This is a genomic window from Micromonospora sp. NBRC 110037 (assembly GCF_001652995.1).
GTDB classification, from domain to species: domain Bacteria; phylum Actinomycetota; class Actinomycetes; order Mycobacteriales; family Micromonosporaceae; genus Micromonospora; species Micromonospora chalcea.
On sequence record NZ_BBVA01000007.1, the window covers coordinates 116,087 to 138,762 of the forward strand.

Here is a 22,676-nt window from a genome sequence, read left to right on the forward strand (position 1 = left end):
GAAGACGCCGTCACCGGGCCCGGCTGTTGACGACGGTCAGCGCCGGGTGTGGTCGCGGAACCCGCGGCCGGACTTGCGGCCCAGGTAGCCGGCCGTCACCAGGTGCTCCAGCAGCGGCGCCGGGGCGAAGCCGGGCTCGCGCAGCTCCAGGTACAGCTCCCGCTGGATGGCCAGCGAGACGTCCAGGCCGACCACGTCGAGCAGCTCGAACGGGCCCATCGGGTAACCGCAGCCGAGCTTCATCGCGTAGTCGATGTCGTCGGCGGTCGAGTAGCTGGCCTCCAGCATCCGCACCGCGTCGTTCAGGTACGGGAAGAGCAGCGCGTTGACGATGAAGCCGGACCGGTCGCCGCAGACCACGCCGGTCTTGCCGAGCGTCGCGCAGACCGCGCGGGCGGTGGCCGACGTCTCGGCGGAGGTGCGGATGGTCCGCACGATCTCCACCAGCGGCATGATCGGCGCCGGGTTGAAGAAGTGCAGGCCGATCACGTCGGCCGGGCGCTGGGTCGCCATCGCCACGTCGATCACCGGCAGCGACGAGGTGGTGGTGGCGAGCACGACGCCCGGCTTGCAGATCTCGTCGAGGCTGGCGAACAGCGCCTTCTTGACGCTCAGCTCCTCGATCACGGCCTCGACCACCAGGTCGACGTCGGCCAGGTGGTCCAGCGTCGCGGACCAGGTGATCCGGCCCAGCGCGGCGTCCCGGTCGGTCTCGCTGAGCTTGCCCCGCACCACGCCCTTGTTGAGCGAGGTCTTCACCGTTTCGCAGACCTTCGCGGACTTCTCCGCGCCCCGGGTCACCGAGATGACCTCGTAGCCGGCCTTCGCGAAGACCTCGATGATGCCGGTGGCCATGGTGCCGGAGCCGACCACGCCGACCTTCGCGATGGCGCGGGCGCCGTCGGCGAGCGCGGCGTCACCGGCCGGCGGCGTGTACTCGTCGGGTACGACCTTCGGCGAGCCCGGCCGCTCGTAGGTGTAGAAGCCGCGACCGGACTTCCGGCCGAGCAGCCCGGCGGTGACCATCTGCTTGAGCAGCGGGGCCGGGGCGTGCCGGCGGTCCCGGCCGCCGCGCCGGTACATCGTGTCGAGGATCTCGTACGCGGTGTCCAGACCGATCAGGTCCATCAGCGCCAGCGGGCCCATCGGCAGGCCGCAGCCGAGCTTCATGGCGGCGTCGATGTCCTCGCGGGTGGCGTAGCGGGCCTCGAACATGCCGACCGCGTGGTTCAGGTAGCCGAACAGCAGCGCGTTGGCGATGAAGCCGGCCCGGTCGCTGATCGTCACGTCGACCTTGCCGAGCCGCTCGCAGAGCGCCTCCACGTCGGCGACCACGTCGGCCGAGGTGACCACCGTGCGGACCACCTCGACCAGCTTCATCACCGGGGCCGGGTTGAAGAAGTGGATGCCGATGACCTGGTTGGGCCGGGAGGTGGCGACGGAGATCTCGGTGACGCTCAGCGAGGACGTGTTGGTGGCCAGGATCGCCTCGGGCTTGCAGACCCGGTCCAGCTCGGCGAAGATCCGCTGCTTGAGGTCCAGGTGCTCGGGCACCGCCTCGATCACCAGGTCCACGTCGTGCAGCGCGTCCAGCCCGACCCGGAAGTCGACGCGCGCCAGCAGCGCGTCCCGCTCGGCCTCGGCGAGCTTGCCCTTGGCGACGGCCCGGTCGGTGGAGCCGGTCAGCGTGACCCGCCCCCGCTCCAGGGCGGCCTCGGAGATCTCGACGGCTGTGACGTCGAGGCCGTTGCGGGCGAACACCTCCACGATGCCGGCACCCATGGTGCCCAGACCCACCACGCCCACCCTGGTGAACTCCCGCGCCACGACCGGCCTCCCCTGGCTCGACTCCGCCGTCCGCGACATGAACGGCCGCTAAGGTTATGCGCCGGAGTCTGCCACGTGACGCTGTGTTGTCGAGACGCCGTGGGATATTTCACGCACCGCGCCTCAGCCGGTGGCGTTCTCCCCGGCCAGCGCCAGCAGTTCGGCGACGAACTCCGCCGGCCGCTCCAGGTGCGGACTGTGCCCGCACCCGGGCAGCACCACCTCACGGTACGTCCCGCCGGCCGCCGCGTACCGGTCCAGCACCGCGCGGGTCTGCCCCACCATCGGCTGCGGCGGGCACTCCTGCGGGCCCGGCCAGCCGGGCACCACGCCGAGCTGACCGAGGTACGCCAGGTCGAACAGCGAGGTGTCCGAGACGATCACGTCGGCGTCTCCGCGTACCCAGGTCACCGGCGGCTTGACCGGCACGGCGACCAGCTCGTCGGCGAGCCGGAAGTGGGCCGGGGCCAACGCGTTGAGGACGCCGCGCGGCCCGGCGGCGGTCCCCGGCCAGTGCGCCGAGGCCACCGCGGTGCCCGGGTAGTTGTCGTCCCCGGTGGCGGTGGTCAGCATGCTGTCCAGCAGCAGGTCCTCGTGCTCGCCCAGCGAGGCCGGGTCGGCCACGTACGCGGCGCGCAGCACCGCCCGCGGGCTGGTCGGGCCGTCGGCGCTCCGGTCACCGGCGGCGAGCCGCGCCACGAAGTCCGGGTTCGCGCCTCCGGCGCCGGTCCCGGCGAAGTCGGGCGTGGTGGGGTTGCCGTCGAGGTCCCGGGTGCCGCCGAAGCCGTACGGGGACACCGGCGCCTCCAGCAGCAGCCCGGATACCCGCTCGGGGTGGCCGACGAGCAGCCGCATCGCCACGCCGCCGCCGAGCGAGTGCCCGGCCACCACCGGCCGGGCGCCGGGCGGGAACAGCCCCGGGACGTCCAGCAACGCGGCCACGTCGTCGGCGAAGTCGTCGAGCCCCCTGGTGGCGTCAATGGGTGCGGTGTCGGTCTCGCCGTAGCCGCGCAGGTCGGGGGCGACCACCCGGAGCGTGTCCGGCAGCCGGGCGAGCAGCGGTTCCCAGAAGGCGGAGGAGGAGACGTTGCCGTGCACCAGCAGGACCGGTACGCCGTCCGGCGGACCGGCCACGCGGACCGCCTGGGTGATGCCGTTGGCCTGGACCGTGAGCCGTGCGCTGCGCATCCGCGCATGCTGGCACGCCCGCCCGCCCCCGGTCCATGTCCCCCACCCCCACACCGCCCCACCCGACCATGGCGCGCACCCCCGCCCTGCCACCGCGTCGATCATGAAGTTGGCGGCGACAAATCGGACGCAGAACACCGCCAACTTCATGATCGACCGGGCCTGGGAGCGCCAACCCGCCCCAGCCCACCCTCCGCCGGTCGCGGCGCGGCGGTCGCGGCGCGGCGGTCGCGGCGCGGCGGTGATCAAGGAGTTTGCGTCACCGCGGGAGCCGTTTCCGTACCCAAACTCCTTGATCACCGCGAGTGGGTGGGGCGGGGAGGGTGGGGAGGTGGCGGGTGGTGGGTGGTGGGTGGTGGGTGCGCGGCCGGGGGCGGCGCGGGCGTGAGGGGTCAGCGGGGCCCGGGAATCGGCGGCACTCAGTGGCCCCCGGGTCCAGCGGATGCCCGAGGTCTAACTCACGTCGGCCGGCTGCGCCTCGCGCGCCTCGATCGGCCGGCGGGGCGCCGGGACCGGCAGCGGCAGGGTGGGACGCTGGTCGCGGCGCAGCGCGCCGAAGCTCATCCCGACCGGGTCGGTGCGGGCCACGCCCGGGTCGTAGAGGCGCAAATCCGTGCGGCCGAGCCGGACCACGTCGCCGTCGGCGATCGCCACGCTGCCGGTGACCCGGGTGTCGTTGAGCCAGGTGCCGTTGGTCGAGCCGAGGTCGGTGAGCAGCACCCCCTCGGGGGTGGCCCGGACGGTGGCGTGCCGCCGGCTCAGATGCGGATCGGCGAGCACGATGTCGGCGGTCGGCGCCCGGCCGATCACCTGCGCGTCCTGGCCGACCCGGAACGTGAGCCCCCGCATCGCCCCGCCGGACACCGTCAGCAACGGCATCAGCTCAGGATGCTCCTCCATGGACAGTCGACCTCCACCCCACATCGCCCCGCGGCGTCAGCCTGCCACCTCACCGTAGTGGCTTGCACCACCGCGCGGTCACCCCCGCGACCCCGGCCGGTCATCTCCCGTTCGCCGTTTCGGACGGCATCTCCGTCGATGCGAGGGCTGATCGTCCGCGCAGCGTACGGCGCGTGCGACACCTACCGGCGAGTAATCCTCGGGTCTAGACTTCGGCCATGACCGCTGTGCATGTGCCGGGCGCCCCGCTCATCTCCGAGGGTCGGCTGGTGTCGACCAGCCCGGCCACCGGCGCCGAGGCAGGCAGTTTCCCGCTGGCCTCCGAGGCGGACGTGCGTGCCGCGGTCGACCGCGCCCGCGCGGCCGGCGACTGGTGGGCCGGGCTCGGCTTCGCCGGCCGGCGCGACCGTCTCCAGCGCTGGCGTGGCGTGCTCGCGCGGCGGATCGAGGAACTGGCCGACCTGATGCACACCGAGGGCGGCAAGCCGGTCGGTGACGCCGTCGTGGAGATCCTCACCGCGCTGGAGCACATCGACTGGGCGGCCCGCAACGCGCAGCGGGTGCTCGGGCCGCGCCGGGTCCGTTCCCGGCTGGTCCTCGCCGAGTTCTCCGGCCACCTGGAATACCAGCCGTACGGCGTGGTGGGCGTGATCGGCCCGTGGAACTACCCGGTCTTCACCCCGATCGGCTCCGCCGCGTACGCGCTCGCGGCCGGCAACGCGGTGGTCTTCAAGCCGAGCGAGTACACCCCGGCGGTCGGTCAGTGGCTGGTCGACAGGTTCGCCGAGGTGGTGCCGGAGCAGCCGGTGTTCCAGGTGGTGCACGGGTTCGGCGCGGTCGGCGCGGCGCTGTGCCGCTCCGGCGTCGGCAAGGTCGCGTTCACCGGCTCGACCGCCACCGCGAAGCGGGTGATGGCCGCCTGCGCGGAGACGCTCACCCCGGTGCTGCTGGAGGCCGGCGGCAAGGACGCGATGATCGTGGACAGCGACGCCGACCTGGACGCCGCCGCTGACGCGTGCGTGTGGGGCGGCATGACCAACGCCGGCCAGACGTGCATCGGCATCGAGCGGGTCTACGCCGTCGACCAGGTCTACGACGCCTTCGTCGAGAAGGTGGTGGCGAAGGCCGGGCGGCTGACTGTCGGCCCCGACGGGACCGACCTCGGCCCGATCACCATGCCGTCGCAGATCGACATCATCCGCCGGCACATCGACGACGCGCTCAGCCGGGGCGGCCGGGCGGTGCTGGGCGGCCCGGAGGCGGTCCAGCCGCCGTACGTGCACCCGACCGTGCTGGTCGACGTGCCGGAGGATTCGGCCGCCGTGCAGGAGGAGACGTTCGGCCCGACGCTCGTCGTCAATCGCGTCCGGGACGTGGACGAGGCGGTCGAGCGGGCCAACGCGCTGCCGTACGGGCTCGGGGGTTCGGTCTTCGGCCGGGCGCGGGCGGTGGCGGTGGCGCGGCGGCTGCGTTCCGGGATGGCCTCGGTCAACTCGGCGCTGACCTTCGCCGGCATGTCGACGCTGCCGTTCGGCGGCGTCGGCGAGTCCGGCATCGGCCGCATCCACGGCGAGGAGGGGCTGCGCGAGTTCGGCCGGCCCAAGTCGGTCACCCGCCGCCGGGCCCGGTCGCTGCTGCCGGCGATGACGTTCGAGCGCACCCCGGCCGACATCGCCCGCATCGTCAAGATCGCCAAGCTGATGTACGGCCGGGGCCGCTGAGGCGGCGCCTCAGAACAGCGTCAGCTCGTCGCGTTCGATGCCGCGCAGCTTGTCGTAGTCGACCACCACGCAGCGGATACCGCGGTCGGTGGCGAGCACCCGGGCCTGCGGCTTGATCTCCTGCGCGGCGAACACACCGGCCACCGGCGCGAGCAGCGGGTCCCGGTTCATCAGCTCCAGGTAGCGGGTGAGCTGCTCCACGCCGTCGATCTCGCCGCGCCGCTTCACCTCCACCGCCACCGCGCCGCCGACCGCGTCGCGGCAGAGCAGGTCGACCGGCCCGATCGCGGTCATGTACTCGCGGCGGACCAGCGTGAAGCCCTCCCCCAGCGTCTCCGGGTTCGCGGCGAGCAGCTCCTGCAGGTGCGCCTCGACGCCGTCCTTGCGCAGGCCCGGGTCCACGCCCAGCTCGTACGAGGTGTCCTGGAAGATCTCCTCCAGCGTGATGCGCAGCTCCTCGCCGGCCTTGTTGACCACCCGCCAGACGCCTGGCGCCTCCTCCAGCCGGCAGGGCGGGCTCATCCAGTTCAACGGCTTGTAGGCCCGGTCGTCCGCGTGGATCGACACCGAGCCGTCCGCCTTCACCATCAGCAACCGGGTCGCCGGGGGCAGGTGGGCCGAGAGCCGTCCGACGTAGTCCACTGAGCACTTCGCAATCACCAACCGCACCCGCCGAGGGTAGCCGAGGCCCCGGCGGACGCCGACGAGCGCCACTGGCGTACCGGTGCCATATTGAGATCGTGCTCGAAGTCCTCACCGGTTCCGGTCTGGCCGCCTCGGCGGGCCTGAACGCCTACATCCCGCTGCTGCTGATGGGGCTGCTGTCCCGCTACACCGACCTGGTCGAGCTGCCCAGCGGCTGGCAGTGGCTCGGCAACGGCTGGGTGGTGCTGATCCTCGCCGTCCTGCTCGCGGTCGAGGTGGTGGCCGACAAGGTGCCTGTGGTCGACCACGTAAACGACGTGGTGCAGACGGTGGTCCGGCCGACCGCCGGCGGGCTCGCGTTCGGCGCGGGCGCCGGCTCGGAGACCGTCACCGTCAGCGACCCGGACACGTTCTTCTCCTCGCACCAGTGGGTGCCGGTCGTGGTCGGCGTGCTCATCGCGCTCGGCGTGCACCTGCTCAAGGCCGCCGCCCGGCCGGTCATCAACGCGACCACCGCCGGGGTGGGCGCGCCGGTGGCCAGCACCGCCGAGGACGCGACGAGCGTGGTCATGTCGGTGGTGGCGCTGCTGCTACCGGTGCTGGTCCTGGTGTTCCTGCTCGGCCTGGTGTTCTTCGTACCGTGGCTGTTCCGCCGCCGCCGGGAGCGGCGACGGGAACGCGCCGCGGCCCGCGCGGCCGGCTTCCGCGTCTGACCCGCGCGGGCTCCCGAAACCTCTAAAATCGGGGCAAGAAACCCAAGGAGGTACGGGAGATGACCGCGTCGTTGGAGATGCCCCGGGTCCAGGAGTGCGCCGTCCGGTCCTGCGCCTACAACCACACGAACGACTGCCACGCGTTCGCCATCACGATCGGCAGCAGCGACCACGCCCACTGCCACACGTTCGTGGAGATGCCGGTGCGCGGCGGCCTCGACCAGTTGGTCGCCCAGGTCGGCGCGTGTTCGCGCGCCGACTGCCGGCACAACGCCGACCTGGAGTGCCACGCCCCGGCCATCACCGTCGGTCCCGACATGGACATGGCCGACTGCATGACCTACCAGAGCCGCTGACCCACCCGTCCGGAGGCGCCGTCCGCATGGAGGCGCCGCTCTCGCGCGCGGGTGTTAAGAAGGGGCCCCTTCCCTACCGGAGGCGTTAATAAGGGGCCCTTCCTTTCACGACAGGGCGTTGGCCTCGCGGATCACCGTCACCAGCTCGTCGATGATGCCGGTGAGCGCGAAGTCCTTCGGCGTGAACACCCGGGCCACCCCGGCGGCCCGCAGCGCCTCGGCGTCGGCGGCCGGGATGATCCCGCCCACCACCACCGGCAGGTCGCCCCGACCGGCCGCGCGCAGCCCGTCCAGCACCGCCGGCACGGCGGCCAGATGCGAGCCGGACAGCACGGAGAGCCCGACCAGGTCGACGTCCTCCTCCACGGCGGCCGCCACGATCTGCCCGGCGGTCAGCCGGATGCCCTGGTAGACCACCTCGAACCCGGCGTCGCGGGCGCGTACCGCGATCTGCTCCGCGCCGTTGGAGTGCCCGTCCAGCCCCGGCTTGCCGACCAGCAGCCGCAGCCGGCCGCTGCCCAGCTCCCGCGCGGTGGCGGCGACCCGCTCCCGCACCCCGGCGAGGGTCGCGTCACCGGCCGTCCCGACCGCCCCGGCCAGGCCGGTCGGCGCGCGGTACTCGCCGTACACCTGGCGCAGCGCGCCCGCCCACTCGCCGGTGGTGACCCCGGCCCGTACACAGGTAAGCGTCGCCGGCATCAGGTTCGCCGTGGTGGCGGCGTTGGCGCGCAGCCGGTCCAGCGCCGCCTCGACAGCCGCCGCGTCCCGGTCGGCCCGCCACCGGCGTACGCCGTCGGTGGCCGCCTCCTCGACGGCCGGGTCCACCTGCTCGATCGCCTCGGCGCCCGCCGCGGTGAGCGGCGACGGCTCGGTCTCGGTGAACCGGTTGACGCCGACCACCACGTCCGAACCGGACTCCATCCGGCGACGGCGCTCGGCGAGCGAGGCCACCAGCGCGCTCTTGAGGTAGCCGGACTCGACGGCGGTGACCACGCCGCCCATCTCCAGCACCTTCTCCAGCTCGACGCGGGCGCCGGAGACGATGTCGTCGACCAGCGCGGTCATCACGTGCGAACCGGCGAACAGGTCCGGGTACTCCAGCAGGTCCGACTCGTACGCCAGCACCTGCTGCATGCGCAGCGACCACTGCTGGTCCCACGGGCGGGGCAGGCCCAGCGCCTCGTTCCAGGCGGGCAGCTGCACGGCCCGGGCGCGGGCGTCGCGGGACAGCGTGACGCCCAGCATCTCCAGCACGATGCGCTGGATGTTGTTCTCCGGCTGCGCCTCGGTCAGGCCCAGCGAGTTGACCTGGACGCCGTAGCGGAACCGGCGCTGCTTCGGGTCCGCCACGCCGTAGCGGTCGCGGGTGATCTCGTCCCAGAGCGCGCCGAACGCGCGCATCTTGGCGATCTCCTCGACGAAGCGCACCCCGGCGTTGACGAAGAACGAGATCCGCTGGACCACGTCGCCCATCCGCTCGGGCGGCACCTGGCCGGAGTCGCGCACGGTGTCGAGCACGGCGACGGCGGTGGCCAGCGCGAAGCCGACCTCCTGCACCGGCGTCGCCCCGGCCTCCTGGAGGTGGTACGAGCAGATGTTCACCGGGTTCCACCGGGGCATCTCGCGCAGCGTGTACGCGATCACGTCGGCGGTCAGCCGCAGCGACGCCGCCGGCGGGAAGATGTACGTCCCCCGGGACAGGTACTCCTTGATGATGTCGTTCTGCGTGGTGCCGGCGCAGCGGCTCAGCTCCGCGCCCTGCTCGGCGGCGACGGTGCCGTAGAGGCCGAGCAGCCACATCGCCGGGGCGTTGATGGTCATCGAGGTGTTCATCTCGGCGAGCGGGATGCCCTCGAACAGCGCCCGCATGTCGCCCAGGTGCGCCACCGGCACGCCGACCCGGCCCACCTCACCGGAGGCCAGCTCGTGGTCCGGGTCGTACCCGGTCTGGGTGGGCAGGTCGAAGGCGACCGACAGGCCGGTCTGCCCCTTCGCCAGGTTGCGGCGGAAGAGCGCGTTGGTGGCCGCGGCGGAGGAGTGCCCGGCGTACGTGCGCATCACCCACGGGCGGTCCCGCTCGGGCAGCCGTCCCGGCATCGCGTCGTCCATGGCCGGAGTTTAAGTTACCGTTTAGTAAAAGAGAGTGTGGAAAACCACACAACCCCAGGCCCGCGACGGTGGGCCGGCCGCACACACCGGCCCACCGTACGAGTCATTCGCTGCGGGCGGTCTCCGGGCCGGTGATCCGTTCCAGCAGCGGCAGCGTGGCCGCGATGACCGCGAGGCAGCCCAGCACGCCGAGGGCCACCACAGCGGCGAACCCGATCCCCGGTACGCGCAGGTCGTACTGCATCTGGGCGCGCAGGAACAGGTGCGCGGCGACCAGTCCCATCCCGACCGCCACCACGGCGACGGTCAGCAGCGGCACCACGCTCTCCAGGGCCACCACCCGGCGCAGCAGCCGAACCGGGGCGCCGCTGAGCCGCAGCAGGCTGAACGGCCGCTTCCGTTCGCTGAGGCCGGCCGCCACGGCCACGGCCAGGCTGCACCCGGCGAGCACGAGACCGGCCACCACGACGATGTCGGCCAGCCGCTGCCAGCCCCGCATGGTGTCGGCGAAGTCGGCCTCGAAGTCGCCGGGCACGTTCGGCGCCACGTAGAACGTCGGGAACGCGGCTTCGAGGACCGTCCGGGCCCGCTCCACCGCGACCGGATCCTCCGCCTCGACCGCCACCGAACCCGCCGGGAGTCCCGCGAGGGCAGCCGGGTCCACCGGGGACGACGGCCAGATCCGGTCGGCCGAGGCGGACTCCCGCCAGGGGATCAGGTCCGGCGGCACCTCGGCGACGTTCGCCCCGGCGGCACACCGCCCGTACGCGGGCGGGATGTCCGCGCAGGCGATCACCCCGGAGTCGCGGCCGTCACCGCGTACCGGGTTCTCCCGGACGAGCACCGGGTTGCGGACGCCGGGAGTCGCGGCGAGGTCGGCCAGCAGCGTGCCCGGCACGGGCGGGTCGTCAGTGAGCACCATCGACAGCCGGCCGGCCTCCAGGGAACCCCGGGGCGCCGGACCGCGCTCGTACGTGATCGTCCCCATCACGCCCACGGCGACCGTGGTGACGAACAGCGCGAGCATCACCCCGCTGACCGCCCGGAAACCGGCTGCCGGGTTGTCGGCGAGCCGGCGCGCGGCGATCAGCGCGGCCGGGCGGCCGGCCCGGGCGGCCAGCACCTTGGCGCCGACCATGGTCAGCCAGGGGCCGCCGGTGATCAGCCCGACCATGACCAGCAGCAGCGCGGGCAGGAACAGCGCGGTCTGACCGTCCGACGTGGGCGGCCGGTACACCAGGGCGAAGCCGAGCCCGGCCAGGCCGAGCGCGAGCGGGATCAGCCGGTACGCCCGGGGCGGCCGGGGCGTGACGCGGCGGGTGACGCCGAGCGGGGAGATCCGGACCCGGCGCAGCGCGACCCAGGCCGCGGCCGCCGCGCCCGCCGGCACGCCGAGGGCCACCAGGAGGGCCTCCGGCGCACCGATGGCCATGTCCCCGGGAAAGAACGGCATGCCGGTGAACGGGATGCCGGCTAGCTGGCTGCGGAACGCGAAGAACACCGCGAAGCCGACCGACGCGCCGGCCGCCGCCGCGAGCGCGGCCTCGACGGCCGCGACCGCCGAGATCTGCCGGGGCGTGGCCCCGACCAGCCGCATCGCGGCGAACCGCTGCTCCCGGCGGGCGGCGCCGAGCCGGGTCGCCGTGCCGATGAAGACGAGTACGGGGAACAGCAGTCCGCCCGCCACCACGCCGAGGATGAGGTCGACCGCGGCCCCGGGCAGCGGAGCGCTGTTGCCGTCGAGCCGGGTGACCTTCCTGACCTGGTCCAGCTTCCCGACCTGCTCCGGGGTGCCGCCGACCAGAACGAGCAGGGTGTCCGGTGAGGTGAGCGCCGCCGGCCCGATCTCGCCGAGGTCCCGGCCCGGGTAGCGGTCGGCGAGCTGGTCGGCGGGGGTGGTGGCCAGCAGCTTGCGCAGCGCCGGGGAGGCGTAGAACTCGCCGGGCCCCGGCGCGCGGGGAACGCCGACCGGCGTGGGCGCGTCCGGACCGGTCGCGGCGACGTCGACGCGGACGATCTGGTCGCCCCGGAAGTAGTCAAACCGGGTCGACCACAGCAACGGGTCGGCGGACCCGCCCGCCGTCTCCTGCGGGTACATCGACGCGTAGCGGGTGAGCTGGGCGTCGGTGGCGTTCACACCGGCGAGCGTGGTGAGCAGCAGGCCGGTGCCGACCGCGACGGCGGCGGCGATGGCGACCAGCCGGACCAGCGCCTCCCGGCCACCGGCGACGGCGAGCCGGAGCGCGAGCCCGATCACGAGGCGACCCCGGCGGGGGCGTTGACCCGGCCGTCCCGCACCATGACCTCGCGGTCGGCGTACGCGGCGATGCGCGCCTCGTGCGTCACCAGCACGACTGTGGTGCCCTTCTCGCGGGCGGCGTCCACCAGCAGCGTCATCACCTCCTCGCCGGTGAGCGAGTCGAGCGCGCCGGTGGGCTCGTCGGCGAACAGCACCCGGGGCTCCGCGACCAGGCCGCGGGCCAGCGCGACCCGCTGGGCCTGCCCGCCGGACAGTTCGCCCGAGCGGCGGTGCTCCATGCCGGCCAGGCCGAGCCGCTCGAACCAGCCCCGCGCGGCGCGCAGCGCCGGGGTGCGGCGGACACCGCGCAGCAGCAGCGGCAGCGCCACGTTCTCGGCCGCGGTGAGTTCCGGCACGAGCTGCCCGAACTGGAAGACGAAGCCGAAGCTGTCGCGGCGCAGCGTGCTCCGGTCGGCCTCGCCGAGCGTGTCGATCCGGGCGCCGTCGAACCGGACCTCGCCGGAGTCGGGGCGCAGGATGCCGGCCAGGCAGTGCAGCAGCGTCGACTTGCCGGAGCCGCTCGGTCCCATCACGGCGACCACCTCGCCGGCGGCCACGGCGAGGTTCGCGCCGCGCAGGGCGGGTGTCTCGCCGAACGCGTACGTGACGTCACGTGCCTCGATCATCGGGCTCATGGCCGTACCGCCTTTCTCAGGGCGTCCAGCCGGGCGCCCGTCGTCTCGATCCACCGCAGGTCCGCCTCGAGGTGGTAGAGGCCGTGGTCGGCCAGCATCACGTCGACGAGTTCGCCGCTGCGCTTGATCTCGGTGAGTTCGCGCATCCGGCGCAGGTGCGCGGCGCGCTGGGTGTCCAGGTACTCCTCGGCCGGGCGGTCGAGCATCAGCGCGAGCACGACCTTGGTGAACAGCAGGGTCTGCAGGTGCGGCTCCGGCTCGACCGGCTCGGTCAGCCAGTGCTCCACCTCGGTGGCGCCCAGGTCGGTGATCACGTAGCGCTTGCGGTCCGGCCCCGCGCCGGGAGCCACGTCGCCGACCACCACCTTGCCGTCGCGGGCCAGCCGGCTCAGCGTCGAGTAGACCTGCCCGTACGGCAGCGGCTTGCCGCGCCCGAAGAAGGTGTCGTAGTCGCGCTTGAGGTCGTAGCCGTGGCTCGATTCGCGTTCGAGCAGCCCGAGCAGGGTAAGGGGAACCGTCATGAGCAGAGACTACACCGAGTGTATACCTCGCGTATATAGCTGACCCGGCAGCGGAACGGGCCACCGCACGACGCACACTTGACGGCATGGAGAACGAGCTCGCGATTTCCGTGCGAGGGCTGCGCAAGGCGTACGGCGACAACGTCGCCGTGGCCGGGGTGGACCTGGACGTCCACCGGGGCGAGGTGTTCGCCCTGCTCGGCCCGAACGGCGCCGGCAAGACCACAACGGTCGAGATCCTGGAGGGCTACCGGCAGCGCGACGCCGGCGAGGTGCGCGTCCTCGGCGCCGACCCCGCCCACCCCGACGCCGCCTGGCGCTCCCGGGTCGGCATCGTGCTCCAGGGCACCGGCGAGTTCGACGAGCTCAGCGTCATCGAGGTGGTCCGGCACTTCTCCGGCTTCTACCCGGGCGCGGACGACCCGGACAAGGTGGTCGAGCGGGTCGGGCTGGGCGCCAAGGCCAAGGCCCGTACGCACACGCTCTCCGGCGGGCAGAAGCGCCGCCTGGACGTGGCGCTGGGCATCATCGGCCGCCCCGAGCTGCTCTTCCTCGACGAGCCGACCACCGGCTTCGACCCGGAAGCCCGGCGTGAGTTCTGGGAGCTGATCCGGGACCTGTCCGCCGCCGGCACCACGATCGTGCTCACCACCCACTACCTGGACGAGGCCGAGGCGCTCGCCGACCGGGTCGGCGTGATCGCCGCCGGGCGGGTGATCGAGGTCGCGCCGCCCAACCGGCTGGGCAACCGGCAGGAGTCGCTCGCGACCGTCTCCTGGCGTACCCCCGACGGGACATTGGCCTCGGCGGAGACCGCGACGCCGACGGCGCTGGTGTACGACCTGGCCGCGCGCTTCGGCGGCGAGGTGCCCGGCCTCACCGTGACCCGGCCGACCCTGGAAGACGTCTACCTGCGGATGATCGGACACTCATGACCACCACGACGAACCCCGCGGCCCCGGTCACCGCCGCCGCGGCCCGGCGACCCGGCGCGGGCGCGCTGGCGCTGCGCCAGGGGCGGCTGGAGATCACCCAGTTCCTGCGCAGCCGGGAGTCCGTCGTGTTCACGATGGGCTTCCCGATCATCATGATTCTGATCTTCGCGGCGATCTTCAGCGACGAGATCGCGCCCGGGGTCAGCTACACCCAGTACTTCATCACCGGCATGATCGCGACCGGCCTGATGACAGTCAGCTTCCAGAACCTCGGCATCTGGATCCCGATCGAGCGCGACCGGGGCGTGCTCAAGCGCTACCGCGGTACGCCGATGCCGAAGTGGGTCTGGTTCGCCGGCAAGGTGATCATGGTGGTGGTCATCGGCATCGCCGAGACCGTGCTGCTGCTCGCCGTCTCGGTGGCGATGTTCGACCTGGACCTGCCGCAGACCACCGCCAAGTGGCTGACGTTCGCCTGGGTCTCCGTCCTCGGCGTCACCGCCTGCACGCTCTGCGGCATCGCCATCTCGTCGCTGGCCCGTACCGCCCGCAGCGGCTCGGCGGTGGTCACCCCGGTCGCGCTGGTGCTCCAGTTCATCTCCGGCGTGTTCTTCGTCTTCACCAGCCTGCCCACCTGGATGCAGCAGGTCGCGGCGATCTTCCCGCTCAAGTGGATGTGCCAGGGGCTGCGCTCGGTGTTCCTGCCGGACAGCTTCGGCGCGCGGGAGCCGGGCGGGTCGTTCGAGCTGGGCACCGTCGCGCTGGTGCTGGGCGCCTGGTGCGTCATCGGCCTGGTGCTCTGCCTGACCACGTTCCGCTGGACCACCAAACGCGACGGCTGAGGTGTAAGGAAGGGCCCCCTTTTAACGCCTCCGGTAGAGAAAGGGCCCCTTCTTAACACGCGCCCGGCGGTGGCACACTCGCCGGCATGGCACCCACGCTGACCCGGCGTACCCTGCTCGGCGCCGCCGCCGGCGTGGCCGGCGCCGCGGTGGTCGGCGGTCTGGCCGCCCGGCAACTGGCCGGCCCCCGCCCGGGACCGGCCCCGGCCCTGCCGGACGCCCCGGCCGGCGACGAACGTCTGATCCGCATCGCCTCCGGCGCGCGCGGCCGCGAGGTCGACTTCTGGACGGCGGTGCCCGACGGGTACGGCGACGGCCGCGGCCTGCCCGTATGCCTGGTGCTGCACGGCGCGTCGGCCACCCCGCGCGACTACGGCCGGTTCGGCCTGGCCCGCTTCCTCACCGACGCGGTACGCCGGGGCGCCCCGCCGTTCGCGCTCGCGGGCGCCACCGGCGGGCGGCTGTCCTGGCGCGCCTCCGGTGACGACGACCCGCAGCGGATGGTGCGCGAGGAGGTGCCCACCTGGTGCGCCCGGCGCGGGTTCGACAGCAGCCGGCTGGCCGTGTGGGGCTGGTCGATGGGCGGCTTCGGCGCGTTGCTGCTCGCCGAGACGTACCCGAAATGGCTGCGGATGGCGGCGGCCTTCTCCCCCGCGGTGAGCCCCGGCGACGCGGTCTTCACCGGTGTGGACAAACTGCGCGGCACGCCGGTCGGGCTCTGGTGCGGGCGGCAGGACAACTTCCTCAAGGATGTCCGTGCGCTGGCCCGGGCGCTGCCGGAGGAGCCGGTACGCGCCGCCTGGGCCGACGGGCGGCACAACTTCGGCTACTGGGGCACTGTCATCCCGGACGCGTTCGCGCTGGTCGGCGCCGCGCTCAGCCCGCCCCGGACGTGAACCGCCCCCGGCCGCTCGGGCCGGGGGCGGGACGGGCCGGTCAGTACGAGTAGAAGCCCTGGCCGGTCTTGCGGCCCAGGTCGCCGGCGGTGGCCATGCGCTGGAGCAGCTCCGGCGGGAAGAACTTCTCGTCGGCGGTGTCGGTGTAGATGTTGCGGGTGGCGTTGAGCAGCACGTCCACGCCGGTCAGGTCAACGGTGGCGAGCGGGCCCATGGCGTGGCCGAAGCCCAGCTTGCAGGCGGTGTCCAGGTCCTCGGCGGAGATCACGCCGGCCTCGACGAGCTTGACCGCCTCCATCGCCAGCGCGCAGATCAGCCGGGTGGTGACGAAACCGGCGATGTCCCGGTTGACCACCACCACCGTCTTGCCGATCCCCTCGGCGAACGACTTGACCGTGTCCATGGTCGCGTCGCTGGTCTTGTAGCCGCGTACCAGCTCGCAGAGCTTCATCATCGGCACCGGCGAGAAGAAGTGCGTGCCGACGACCGACTCCGGGCGCTCGGTGGCGGTCGCGATCTGGGTCACCGGGATGGCCGACGTGTTCGTGGCCAGCACCGCGTCCGCCTTGCAGATCTTGTCCAGCGCGCGGAACACCTCGTGCTTGATCTCGATCTTCTCGAAGACCGCCTCGACCACGATGTCCGCGTCGGCGGCGGCCTCCAGCTCGGTGGTCGGGGTGATCCGGCCCAGCGTCGCCTCGACGTCGGACGCCTCGATCTTGCCCTTCTCGGCGAACTTCGTCAGCGACTTCCGGATGCCGTCCACACCGCGCTTCGTGGCCGCGTCGTCGATGTCGCGCAGCGTCACCTGCCAGCCCGCCTGCGCCGCCACCTGGGCGATGCCCGAGCCCATCAGCCCGGCACCGACGACCGCGAGTCGACCCGCCATCTGCTTCTCCCTCGCCGTGTTCTGCAACGTCTGCCAGAACCCTACTTAACGACGGATAAGCACCGGCTGTCAGATGGCCAGGTCCGGTTCCTCCGGCGCGGTCCCGCGTTCCACCTCGACGCCGAGCGCCCGCAGGTCCGCCACGAAGTCCGGGTAGCCCCGGTCGACGTGGTGCACGTGCGACACCTCGGTCAACCCGTCGGCGCAGAGCCCGGCGATGATCAGGCCGGCGCCGGCCCGGATGTCCGTCGCGCGTACCGGGGCGCCGGACAGCCGCTCCCGGCCGCACACCAGCGCGTGGTGGCCATCGGTACGGATCTCCGCGCCCAGCCGCATCATCTCGTTGGCGAACATGAACCGGCCGTCGAAGATGTTCTCGGTGATCAGCGAGCCGCCCTCGCTGACCGCCGCCAGCCCGATCGCCATCGGCAGCAGGTCGGTGGCGAAACCCGGGTACGGCAGCGTCACCACGTCCACCGCCTTCGGGCGGTCGTCCATGCGTACCCGGAAGGCGTCACCCCGCGTCTCGACCAGGCCGCCGGCCGCGACCAGCTTGTCCAGCGCGACCTCCAGGTACGCCGGGTCCAGGCCGGTCACCGTCACGTCGCCGCGGGTCATCGCGGCGGCGAACGCCCACGTCCCGGCCACGATCCGGTCCCCCACCGTGGCGTGCCGGACCGGCTGCAACCCGGGTACGCCGACGATGTGCAGCGTCGACGTGCCGGCCCCCTCGATCCGGGCGCCCATCCGGTTCAGCATGGTGCAGATGTCGACGATCTCCGGCTCCCGGGCCGCGTTGTCGATAGTCGTGGCGCCACGGGCCAGCACCGCCGCCATCACCAGGTTCTCGGTCGCGCCCACGCTCGGGAAGTCCAGCACGATGTCCGCGCCGTGCAGCCCGTCCGGGGCCTCGGCGATGACGAAGCCGTGCTCACCGGAGATCTCCGCGCCCATCCGGGCCAGCCCGGCGATGTGCATGTCCAGGCCGCGTGAGCCGATCGCGTCGCCGCCCGGGTGCGCCACCCGCACGTACCCCCGGCGGGCCAGCAGCGGACCGAGCACGCAGATCGACGCGCGCAGCCGCCGCACCAGGTCGTAGTCGGCCTCCGCGCCCGGCCGTTCCGGCACGTCGATGAGCACCGAGCGGGACCGCTCCACACCGCCGTGGGCCACCATCGGGTCGACCGGGTCGTCCGGCCCGAAACGTACGCCGCAGCCGAGCCGCCGCAGCACCTCGCCCATGATCGCGATGTCGGTGATCCGGGGCACATTGGTGATCAGGCTGCGGCCGGGCGCGAGCAGCGCCGCCGCCATCAGCTTCAGCGCGGAGTTCTTCGCACCCACCACGTGCACGGTGCCGTCGAGCCGGGCGTCACCGCGTACCCGGATGACGTCGACGTCGCTGACCGCCGGATCGCTCGCGTCCCCCGGCCCAACCGGACTCGGCCGGGCCGGGATGGTCAGGTCCGGTATCCGTAGGCTGTGCGTCATGGCCGTCCACCTCACGCGCATCTACACCAAGGCCGGCGACGCCGGCATGACCAGGCTGAGCAACAACGAGCAGGTGCCGAAGACCGATCCGCGCATCGCCGCGTACGCGGACGTGGACGAGTGCAACGCCTCGATCGGCGTGGCGCTCGCCCTGGGGCAGCTCTCCGACGAGCTGCGGGCCGTGCTGGAGTCCGTGCAGAACGACATGTTCGACGTCGGCGCGGACCTGGCGACGCCGGTCGAGCCGGACCCGAAGTACCCGCCGCTGCGGGTGACCGAGGAGTACGTCGAGCGCCTCGAGGGCTGGTGCGACGAGTACAACGCGCGCCTGAGCAAGCTCGACTCCTTCATCCTCCCCGGCGGCACCGCTGGTGCGGCACTGCTGCACGTGGCACGGACGACCGCCCGGCGCGCCGAGCGTGCGGCATGGGCGCTGGTCGCACACGACCCCGATCGGACCAGTCCCCTCCCGGCAAAGTATCTCAACCGGCTCTCCGATTTGCTCTTTATCCTGTCAAGAACGGCAAATCCGAACGGCGACGTGCTATGGGTTCCGGGCGGGAAACGCTGACCATCGGCGGCCTCCATCACGTGGAGGTGTGGGTACCCGACCTGGCGGCGGCCAGTCGTTCGTGGGGCTGGCTTCTCGGCGAGCTGGGCTGGACGCTCTACCAGGACTGGCCCGCCGGCCGCTCCTGGCGGCTCGGCGCGACCTACATCGTGCTGGAGGAGTCACCCGCGCTCACCGGCCGCACCCACGACAGGCGCGCGCCCGGCCTGAACCACCTGGCCTTCCACGCCGGCCCGCCGGCCGCCGTCGAGCGGCTGGTCACTGCCGCCGGAGAGTACGGCTGGACGCTGCTGTTCCCGGACCGGCACCCGCACGCGGGCGGCCCGGACAGCTACGCCGCCTACCTCACCGACGGGCAGGGGTACGAGGTCGAGCTGGTAGCGGAGACGTGAAAAGGCCGGCACCCCGTTGGTTCGGGGTGCCGGCCTTTCGCTGTGTCTTACCTCGTCTTAGCTGTTCCAGTGCTTGGCGACGAGGTCGGCGGCCTGCTGTTCCCACTGGGCGTAGTGGTCCGGGTAGGCGGAGACCTGGACGGTCTGGGCGGCCTTGGTCAGGGGCATGTCCTGCCAGCCGTCGACCTGCTTCAGACCCTTCAGGAACGCGGTCGTGGAGTACTCGGGGTCGGTGATCTGCTCCACCGTGCCCCAACCGGAGGAGGGGCGCTGCTGGAACAGGCCCTGCGAGTCGTGGTCGTTACGGTCACCGAGGTGGCCGAGGTTCTCCAGCTTCGACTCCTGCAGGGCGGTAGCGATCGACACGACCGCGGCACGCTCGTCCATGCCGGCCTTCTTCGTCGCCGCGATGATCGCCTTCACGTTCTTGGTCTGCTCGTCATTGAGGTCGATGCGGGACTGGTCGCCCTGCACGCCGTGCGGGATCAGCTTGTCGGACTGCACCGTGGCGGTGACCGGCTTGGCGGCGTGGGTGGTGTCGGCCGCGTGGGCGGCGACCGGGCCGGCGAACACGCCACCGGTGAAAGCCAGACCAGCAATACCCAGGATGCTCTTACGCAGAATCGTGTTCATGATGGGGGCTCCATTCGGGGGTCGACACACCCCCCGGGGGGACCGGGGGTGCGTGGGCACCGTCAGGCGCTCAAGAAAGTCTCAAGGGGGATCTCGGCTGCTCGCGGGGGCTGGTGGGCCTCTCCGCGGCGCCGGAAGGATGTCCAACGACCGTCGACCCGGCATCATTCCCGGGCCAGCTCGCCGCCGGGGGCGGCGGGGGTTCACGTCGTCGGAACCGTGTTCAACGACCAGCCGAGCGGGATGATTCCCCGCGGCTCACGCCGCCGCACGTACTCAACGGCCTGAGGTCTGTTCCCACAGCCGACGCGCTCGGGGGCGCGGCCTTGCTCGGTCGTTCACCCGGTTACAACGCCACCGGCCCGCCCACGATTCCACCACCAGAGTGCCGCCCACCACCCCCGAACCCGACACCCCCGCCCACACACGCCAAACCCCCTCCGCGCCCCGGCCCGGCCGCCTCGCTCTGCGCCCAGTGATCAAGGAGTTTGCGGCCCTTTCCGGCACCCACGAGGACACAAACCCCTTGATCACCCTCGAAGAAGCCTCCCCGGGCACCCGCCACAGGGTTGATCATGAGGTTGGCGGCGACATAACGGACACCAAGTGCCGCCAAGTTCATGATCGACGCTATCGGAGGGGGGCTGACCCGAGGCGGCCGCCCCGCCGCAGGTCCGCACGCGCGATCTTGCACTTTGAGCCCTCGGAACACCCGATTCGCCGGATTTATGGGGCACCTAAGTGCAAGATCGCGCGGGGCATCAGGAGCTAGGGGGCGGCAACCCGTCCCGAACTCCTGGGGACTTCGGCGATCTTGGAGTTGTGGTGCCTCGCATACCTCGTCAAACGGGCATCGTGGGCGCCACAACTCCAAGATCGATGGCGAGGTGAGGGCTGTCGTGCGGGGGCAGCCGGACTGGGCGAACCGGGTGCCGGATTCAGCCCGGCCAAGGTGTGCGGGGGTGCCGCCACTTCGGGGAAGTGGAGTCGATCAAGCGGCCGAGGTCAGGCGGCGGGCCAGTCCTGGGAGGCCAGACGCGGCGAGACCGCCCCGGGTGGGGCGGCCTCGAGCCAGGACAGGAATCCGGTGACCGTGGAACGCGCCATGGCGATCTCGATCGGCGCGTGGTGGCTGGTACAGCGCAGGATCACCCACTCGGCCGGCATGGACATGCGCTCCTGGCCCTCGGGAAGCCGGCGTCGCTCGACCGCAAGCCCCTCGCGGGAGAGTACCCGCTTGGGGCGCAGCGCGAAGCTGAACATGCGGTACCAGCGGAGTTCGTCGCCGACGAAGCGACCGAACCCGGGTGACCAGCCGCGACCGTCGAGGATCGTGGAGACCCGCACGCTCAGCCGGATGGTGCCACCGCTACGTGTGAACAGGGCCCGCCGGATGAAGAGGATCAGAATGGCGACGACGACTACCGCTACGCCGATTCCGAACCCTTCGACGATCTCCATCGGCGGGTCTGCTCAGCGGGCCGGGGTGGCGGGGGTCGCGCTCTCGGCGAGCACCGTGACGCCCTCGCTGGTCACCGACAGGAAGCCGCCGGGCACGTCGAAGACGACCTGCTGGCCACCGGCCTGCTTGATGCGTACCTGGCTGGGCTCCGCGAGCTGGCCGAGCAGCGGCGCGTGCCCCGGCAACACACCGAGCTCACCCTCGGTCGTCCGCGCGACGACCATTTCGGCCTCGCCGGTCCAGACCTTCTCCTCGACGGCTACGAGCTCGACGTGAAGCTGCTGTGCCACGCTGTCTCCTTGCTGCGGCGGCGGATTGCCGAAAGTCTAGTCGCGCCCCCGCGGCCCACCCAACGCGGGTGGTGAGAGCCGGACCACCACGGCCCCGCACCCGCCCAGGCTACTTGGTTTTCTGAATGAAATCGGGGTGCTCCAGCAGGAAGGCATCGAGCTGTTCGGTGCGCAGGGCGGTGAAGAAGTCCTCCGCCGGTTCGAGCAGCCGCTCACCCCGGTACGCGCTGCCGGCGCCGATCGCCCCGCCGGGCAGCTTGATCGTCTCGATCGCGTTCGGACGGATGTCCTTCAGCGCCAGCCCGAAGTCCACCACGCTGTTGCCGCGCCCGTTGAAGACGAGCGACTTGCCGGCGGCCCGCAGCACCCGGTCGAGCTTGACCGGGTTGGTCACCACGTCGGCGCTGACCGCCTGGCTCGCCATCGCCTTGACGAACTGCTGCTGGTGCCGCTGCCGGCCGTAGTCGCCGTCCGGCACGCCGTTCTTCGGGTAGCGCTGCCGGACGTAGTCCAGCGCCTGCCAGCCTTCGAGGTGGGCGTTGCCCTTCTTGTACACCGCCTGCGGTCCGAGGTAGCCGCCGCCACCGGGCCGGAGCTGGCGGGGCGTACCGTCCGGCTGGAGGTGTTCGGACCGGACCTCCCGCTCGATGTACATGTCCACGCCGCCCATGGCGTCGACGATCTTCTTGAAGCCGCTGAAGTTGATGATCGCGCCGGCGTCGAAGCGCTTGATGCCGGTGACGTCCTGCACGGTCTTGGCGAGCAGTTCGAAGCCCTGCGCGGTGCTGGGATTCTGCCCCGGTACGTTGCTGCCGTGCGACATGGCGGCGTTGAGCCGGTCGTTGCCGCCGGAGTAGTCGGCCTTGGCGAAGGCCGGGATGTCCACCCGCAGGTCGCGCGGGAGCGAGAAGAGGTAACCCCGGTCCATGCTGGCGGGCACGTGCAGCACCATGATCGAGTCGGCGAGCGGCCGGGCGGTCGACGTACGCGGGTCGACGCCGACGAGCAGGATGTTGAGCGGACCCTTGATGTCGCTCTTCTTCTCGTTGGCGCCGGCGGCCTGGTCACCGAAGAGGTCGGCCTTGCCGACCGAGCCCTCGTAGCGGGCGACGAGGGCGCGGGAGCCGAGCAGCACGGAGCCGCTGAGCACCACCATGACGATGCCCAGGATCGTGCACACGCGGGCCCACCGGGGCACGCCTCGCCACATGGACCGCTTGCCGCGGTCCGTGCCGCCCTTACCGCCCACGAGCATCTCCAATCGTCACGCCCACGGGTAGGAAGACGGGCGCGGGGGTCCGTTTGGTTGCAGAGATCAACGGCCGGGATGTGAAAGTCGTGTCAGGAACGGTACCGCGCGA

22 protein-coding genes are annotated in these 22,676 nt (G+C 72.1%); 8 read left to right on the plus strand and 14 right to left on the minus strand.

Annotation, left to right across the window (positions count from 1 at the left end):
• Nucleotides 1–36 precede the first annotated feature (36 nt).
• The 3 genes from A4R25_RS20985 to A4R25_RS20995 form a co-directional block, all read right to left on the minus strand.
• Complete coding sequence (locus A4R25_RS20985; protein ID WP_064447821.1) at nt 37–1,827, minus strand: 3-hydroxyacyl-CoA dehydrogenase family protein; 1,791 nt, start codon at nt 1,825–1,827, stop codon at nt 37–39.
• A 123-nt stretch (nt 1,828–1,950) separates the two neighbouring features.
• Nucleotides 1,951–3,015, minus strand: coding sequence for an alpha/beta fold hydrolase (locus A4R25_RS20990; RefSeq protein WP_064447822.1), 1,065 nt, complete (start codon nt 3,013–3,015; stop codon nt 1,951–1,953).
• Between the two features lie 453 nt (nt 3,016–3,468).
• On the minus strand, nt 3,469–3,915 hold the full coding sequence (locus tag A4R25_RS20995; RefSeq protein WP_043328712.1) for an FHA domain-containing protein: 447 nt from the start codon (nt 3,913–3,915) through the stop codon (nt 3,469–3,471).
• A 218-nt stretch (nt 3,916–4,133) separates the two neighbouring features.
• On the opposite strand from A4R25_RS20995, the gene A4R25_RS21000 reads away from it, so the two are divergent.
• Nucleotides 4,134–5,636 (plus strand): aldehyde dehydrogenase family protein, encoded by a 1,503-nt coding sequence (locus A4R25_RS21000; protein ID WP_064447823.1) that lies wholly within the window; start codon nt 4,134–4,136, stop codon nt 5,634–5,636.
• A gap of 9 nt (nt 5,637–5,645) precedes the next feature.
• Here the strand turns inward: A4R25_RS21000 and nucS are convergent, their stop codons facing one another.
• Nucleotides 5,646–6,305: an endonuclease NucS gene (nucS, locus tag A4R25_RS21005; RefSeq protein WP_030503891.1), complete on the minus strand. Its 660-nt coding sequence runs from the start codon at nt 6,303–6,305 to the stop codon at nt 5,646–5,648.
• 71 nt (nt 6,306–6,376) lie between these two features.
• Here nucS and A4R25_RS21010 point away from each other — a divergent pair, with 71 nt between their 5' ends.
• A complete protein-coding gene (locus A4R25_RS21010) occupies nt 6,377–6,994 on the plus strand; it encodes a DUF4126 domain-containing protein (RefSeq protein ID WP_043328707.1) in 618 nt (205 codons plus the stop codon).
• Nucleotides 6,995–7,053: 59 nt separating this feature from the next.
• Nucleotides 7,054–7,350 (plus strand): DUF1540 domain-containing protein, encoded by a 297-nt coding sequence (locus A4R25_RS21015; protein WP_043328704.1) that lies wholly within the window; start codon nt 7,054–7,056, stop codon nt 7,348–7,350.
• Between the two features lie 105 nt (nt 7,351–7,455).
• Here the strand turns inward: A4R25_RS21015 and A4R25_RS21020 are convergent, their stop codons facing one another.
• From A4R25_RS21020 to A4R25_RS21035, 4 genes are all read right to left on the minus strand, one after another.
• Entirely contained in the window at nt 7,456–9,459 is a 2,004-nt protein-coding gene (locus A4R25_RS21020; protein ID WP_064447824.1) for a protein meaA, read from the minus strand.
• Between the two features lie 103 nt (nt 9,460–9,562).
• Nucleotides 9,563–11,716, minus strand: coding sequence for an FtsX-like permease family protein (locus tag A4R25_RS21025; RefSeq protein WP_064447825.1), 2,154 nt, complete (start codon nt 11,714–11,716; stop codon nt 9,563–9,565).
• On the minus strand, nt 11,713–12,393 hold the full coding sequence (locus A4R25_RS21030) for an ABC transporter ATP-binding protein (protein WP_043328688.1): 681 nt from the start codon (nt 12,391–12,393) through the stop codon (nt 11,713–11,715). The genes A4R25_RS21025 and A4R25_RS21030 overlap by 4 nt, the downstream gene beginning before the upstream one ends.
• The gene (locus A4R25_RS21035; protein WP_064447826.1) at nt 12,390–12,914 is read right to left on the minus strand and encodes a PadR family transcriptional regulator; all 525 of its coding nucleotides are present in this window, start codon (nt 12,912–12,914) and stop codon (nt 12,390–12,392) included. The genes A4R25_RS21030 and A4R25_RS21035 overlap by 4 nt, the downstream gene beginning before the upstream one ends.
• 86 nt (nt 12,915–13,000) lie before the next feature.
• Here A4R25_RS21035 and A4R25_RS21040 point away from each other — a divergent pair, with 86 nt between their 5' ends.
• The 3 genes from A4R25_RS21040 to A4R25_RS21050 all read left to right on the plus strand — a co-directional run bounded on the left by A4R25_RS21040 (nt 13,001) and on the right by A4R25_RS21050 (nt 15,587).
• Nucleotides 13,001–13,849 carry an ABC transporter ATP-binding protein gene (locus tag A4R25_RS21040; RefSeq protein WP_043328681.1) on the plus strand — a complete coding sequence of 283 codons (849 nt, stop codon included), beginning with the start codon at nt 13,001–13,003 and terminating at the stop codon, nt 13,847–13,849.
• Nucleotides 13,846–14,691 (plus strand): ABC transporter permease, encoded by an 846-nt coding sequence (locus tag A4R25_RS21045; RefSeq protein ID WP_043328679.1) that lies wholly within the window; start codon nt 13,846–13,848, stop codon nt 14,689–14,691. Before A4R25_RS21040 ends, A4R25_RS21045 begins: the two co-directional genes overlap by 4 nt.
• Nucleotides 14,692–14,777: 86 nt before the next feature.
• Nucleotides 14,778–15,587 (plus strand): alpha/beta hydrolase family protein, encoded by an 810-nt coding sequence (locus A4R25_RS21050; protein WP_064447827.1) that lies wholly within the window; start codon nt 14,778–14,780, stop codon nt 15,585–15,587.
• A 40-nt stretch (nt 15,588–15,627) separates the two neighbouring features.
• Here A4R25_RS21050 and A4R25_RS21055 read toward each other — a convergent pair whose 3' ends face one another.
• Entirely contained in the window at nt 15,628–16,476 is an 849-nt protein-coding gene (locus tag A4R25_RS21055; protein WP_064447828.1) for a 3-hydroxyacyl-CoA dehydrogenase family protein, read from the minus strand.
• A gap of 69 nt (nt 16,477–16,545) precedes the next feature.
• Nucleotides 16,546–17,967: a UDP-N-acetylglucosamine 1-carboxyvinyltransferase gene (murA, locus tag A4R25_RS21060; protein WP_064447829.1), complete on the minus strand. Its 1,422-nt coding sequence runs from the start codon at nt 17,965–17,967 to the stop codon at nt 16,546–16,548.
• On the opposite strand from murA, the gene A4R25_RS21065 reads away from it, so the two are divergent.
• A complete protein-coding gene (locus A4R25_RS21065; protein ID WP_043328669.1) occupies nt 17,966–18,538 on the plus strand; it encodes a cob(I)yrinic acid a,c-diamide adenosyltransferase in 573 nt (190 codons plus the stop codon). The two genes, murA and A4R25_RS21065, sit on opposite strands and share 2 nt — an antisense overlap.
• Complete coding sequence (locus A4R25_RS21070) at nt 18,514–18,930, plus strand: VOC family protein (protein WP_064447830.1); 417 nt, start codon at nt 18,514–18,516, stop codon at nt 18,928–18,930. Before A4R25_RS21065 ends, A4R25_RS21070 begins: the two co-directional genes overlap by 25 nt.
• A gap of 57 nt (nt 18,931–18,987) precedes the next feature.
• Here A4R25_RS21070 and A4R25_RS21075 read toward each other — a convergent pair whose 3' ends face one another.
• The 4 genes from A4R25_RS21075 to A4R25_RS21090 form a co-directional block, all read right to left on the minus strand.
• Nucleotides 18,988–19,563, minus strand: coding sequence for a hypothetical protein (locus tag A4R25_RS21075; protein WP_064447831.1), 576 nt, complete (start codon nt 19,561–19,563; stop codon nt 18,988–18,990).
• 1,005 nt (nt 19,564–20,568) lie between these two features.
• Nucleotides 20,569–21,024, minus strand: coding sequence for a DUF2550 domain-containing protein (locus A4R25_RS21080; protein WP_043328663.1), 456 nt, complete (start codon nt 21,022–21,024; stop codon nt 20,569–20,571).
• 12 nt (nt 21,025–21,036) lie between these two features.
• Complete coding sequence (locus tag A4R25_RS21085; RefSeq protein WP_043328661.1) at nt 21,037–21,315, minus strand: F0F1 ATP synthase subunit epsilon; 279 nt, start codon at nt 21,313–21,315, stop codon at nt 21,037–21,039.
• Between the two features lie 109 nt (nt 21,316–21,424).
• Nucleotides 21,425–22,570 (minus strand): LCP family protein, encoded by a 1,146-nt coding sequence (locus A4R25_RS21090; protein ID WP_064447832.1) that lies wholly within the window; start codon nt 22,568–22,570, stop codon nt 21,425–21,427.
• Nucleotides 22,571–22,676: the final 106 nt, after the last annotated feature.

Coding starts and splice junctions, on each gene's coding strand:
- A4R25_RS20990 (WP_064447822.1), bottom strand. CDS start 3,015: ATGCGCAGCGCACGGCTCACGGTCCAGGCCAACGGCATCACCCAGGCG.
- A4R25_RS20995 (WP_043328712.1), bottom strand. CDS start 3,915: ATGGAGGAGCATCCTGAGCTGATGCCGTTGCTGACGGTGTCCGGCGGG.
- A4R25_RS21000 (WP_064447823.1), top strand. CDS start 4,134: ATGACCGCTGTGCATGTGCCGGGCGCCCCGCTCATCTCCGAGGGTCGG.
- A4R25_RS21015 (WP_043328704.1), top strand. CDS start 7,054: ATGACCGCGTCGTTGGAGATGCCCCGGGTCCAGGAGTGCGCCGTCCGG.
- A4R25_RS21020 (WP_064447824.1), bottom strand. CDS start 9,459: ATGGACGACGCGATGCCGGGACGGCTGCCCGAGCGGGACCGCCCGTGG.
- A4R25_RS21030 (WP_043328688.1), bottom strand. CDS start 12,393: ATGAGCCCGATGATCGAGGCACGTGACGTCACGTACGCGTTCGGCGAG.
- A4R25_RS21035 (WP_064447826.1), bottom strand. CDS start 12,914: ATGACGGTTCCCCTTACCCTGCTCGGGCTGCTCGAACGCGAATCGAGC.
- A4R25_RS21040 (WP_043328681.1), top strand. CDS start 13,001: ATGGAGAACGAGCTCGCGATTTCCGTGCGAGGGCTGCGCAAGGCGTAC.
- A4R25_RS21045 (WP_043328679.1), top strand. CDS start 13,846: ATGACCACCACGACGAACCCCGCGGCCCCGGTCACCGCCGCCGCGGCC.
- A4R25_RS21050 (WP_064447827.1), top strand. CDS start 14,778: ATGGCACCCACGCTGACCCGGCGTACCCTGCTCGGCGCCGCCGCCGGC.
- A4R25_RS21055 (WP_064447828.1), bottom strand. CDS start 16,476: ATGGCGGGTCGACTCGCGGTCGTCGGTGCCGGGCTGATGGGCTCGGGC.
- A4R25_RS21065 (WP_043328669.1), top strand. CDS start 17,966: ATGGCCGTCCACCTCACGCGCATCTACACCAAGGCCGGCGACGCCGGC.
- murA (WP_064447829.1), bottom strand. CDS start 17,967: ATGACGCACAGCCTACGGATACCGGACCTGACCATCCCGGCCCGGCCG.
- A4R25_RS21070 (WP_064447830.1), top strand. CDS start 18,514: ATGGGTTCCGGGCGGGAAACGCTGACCATCGGCGGCCTCCATCACGTG.
- A4R25_RS21075 (WP_064447831.1), bottom strand. CDS start 19,563: ATGAACACGATTCTGCGTAAGAGCATCCTGGGTATTGCTGGTCTGGCT.
- A4R25_RS21080 (WP_043328663.1), bottom strand. CDS start 21,024: ATGGAGATCGTCGAAGGGTTCGGAATCGGCGTAGCGGTAGTCGTCGTC.
- A4R25_RS21090 (WP_064447832.1), bottom strand. CDS start 22,570: ATGCTCGTGGGCGGTAAGGGCGGCACGGACCGCGGCAAGCGGTCCATG.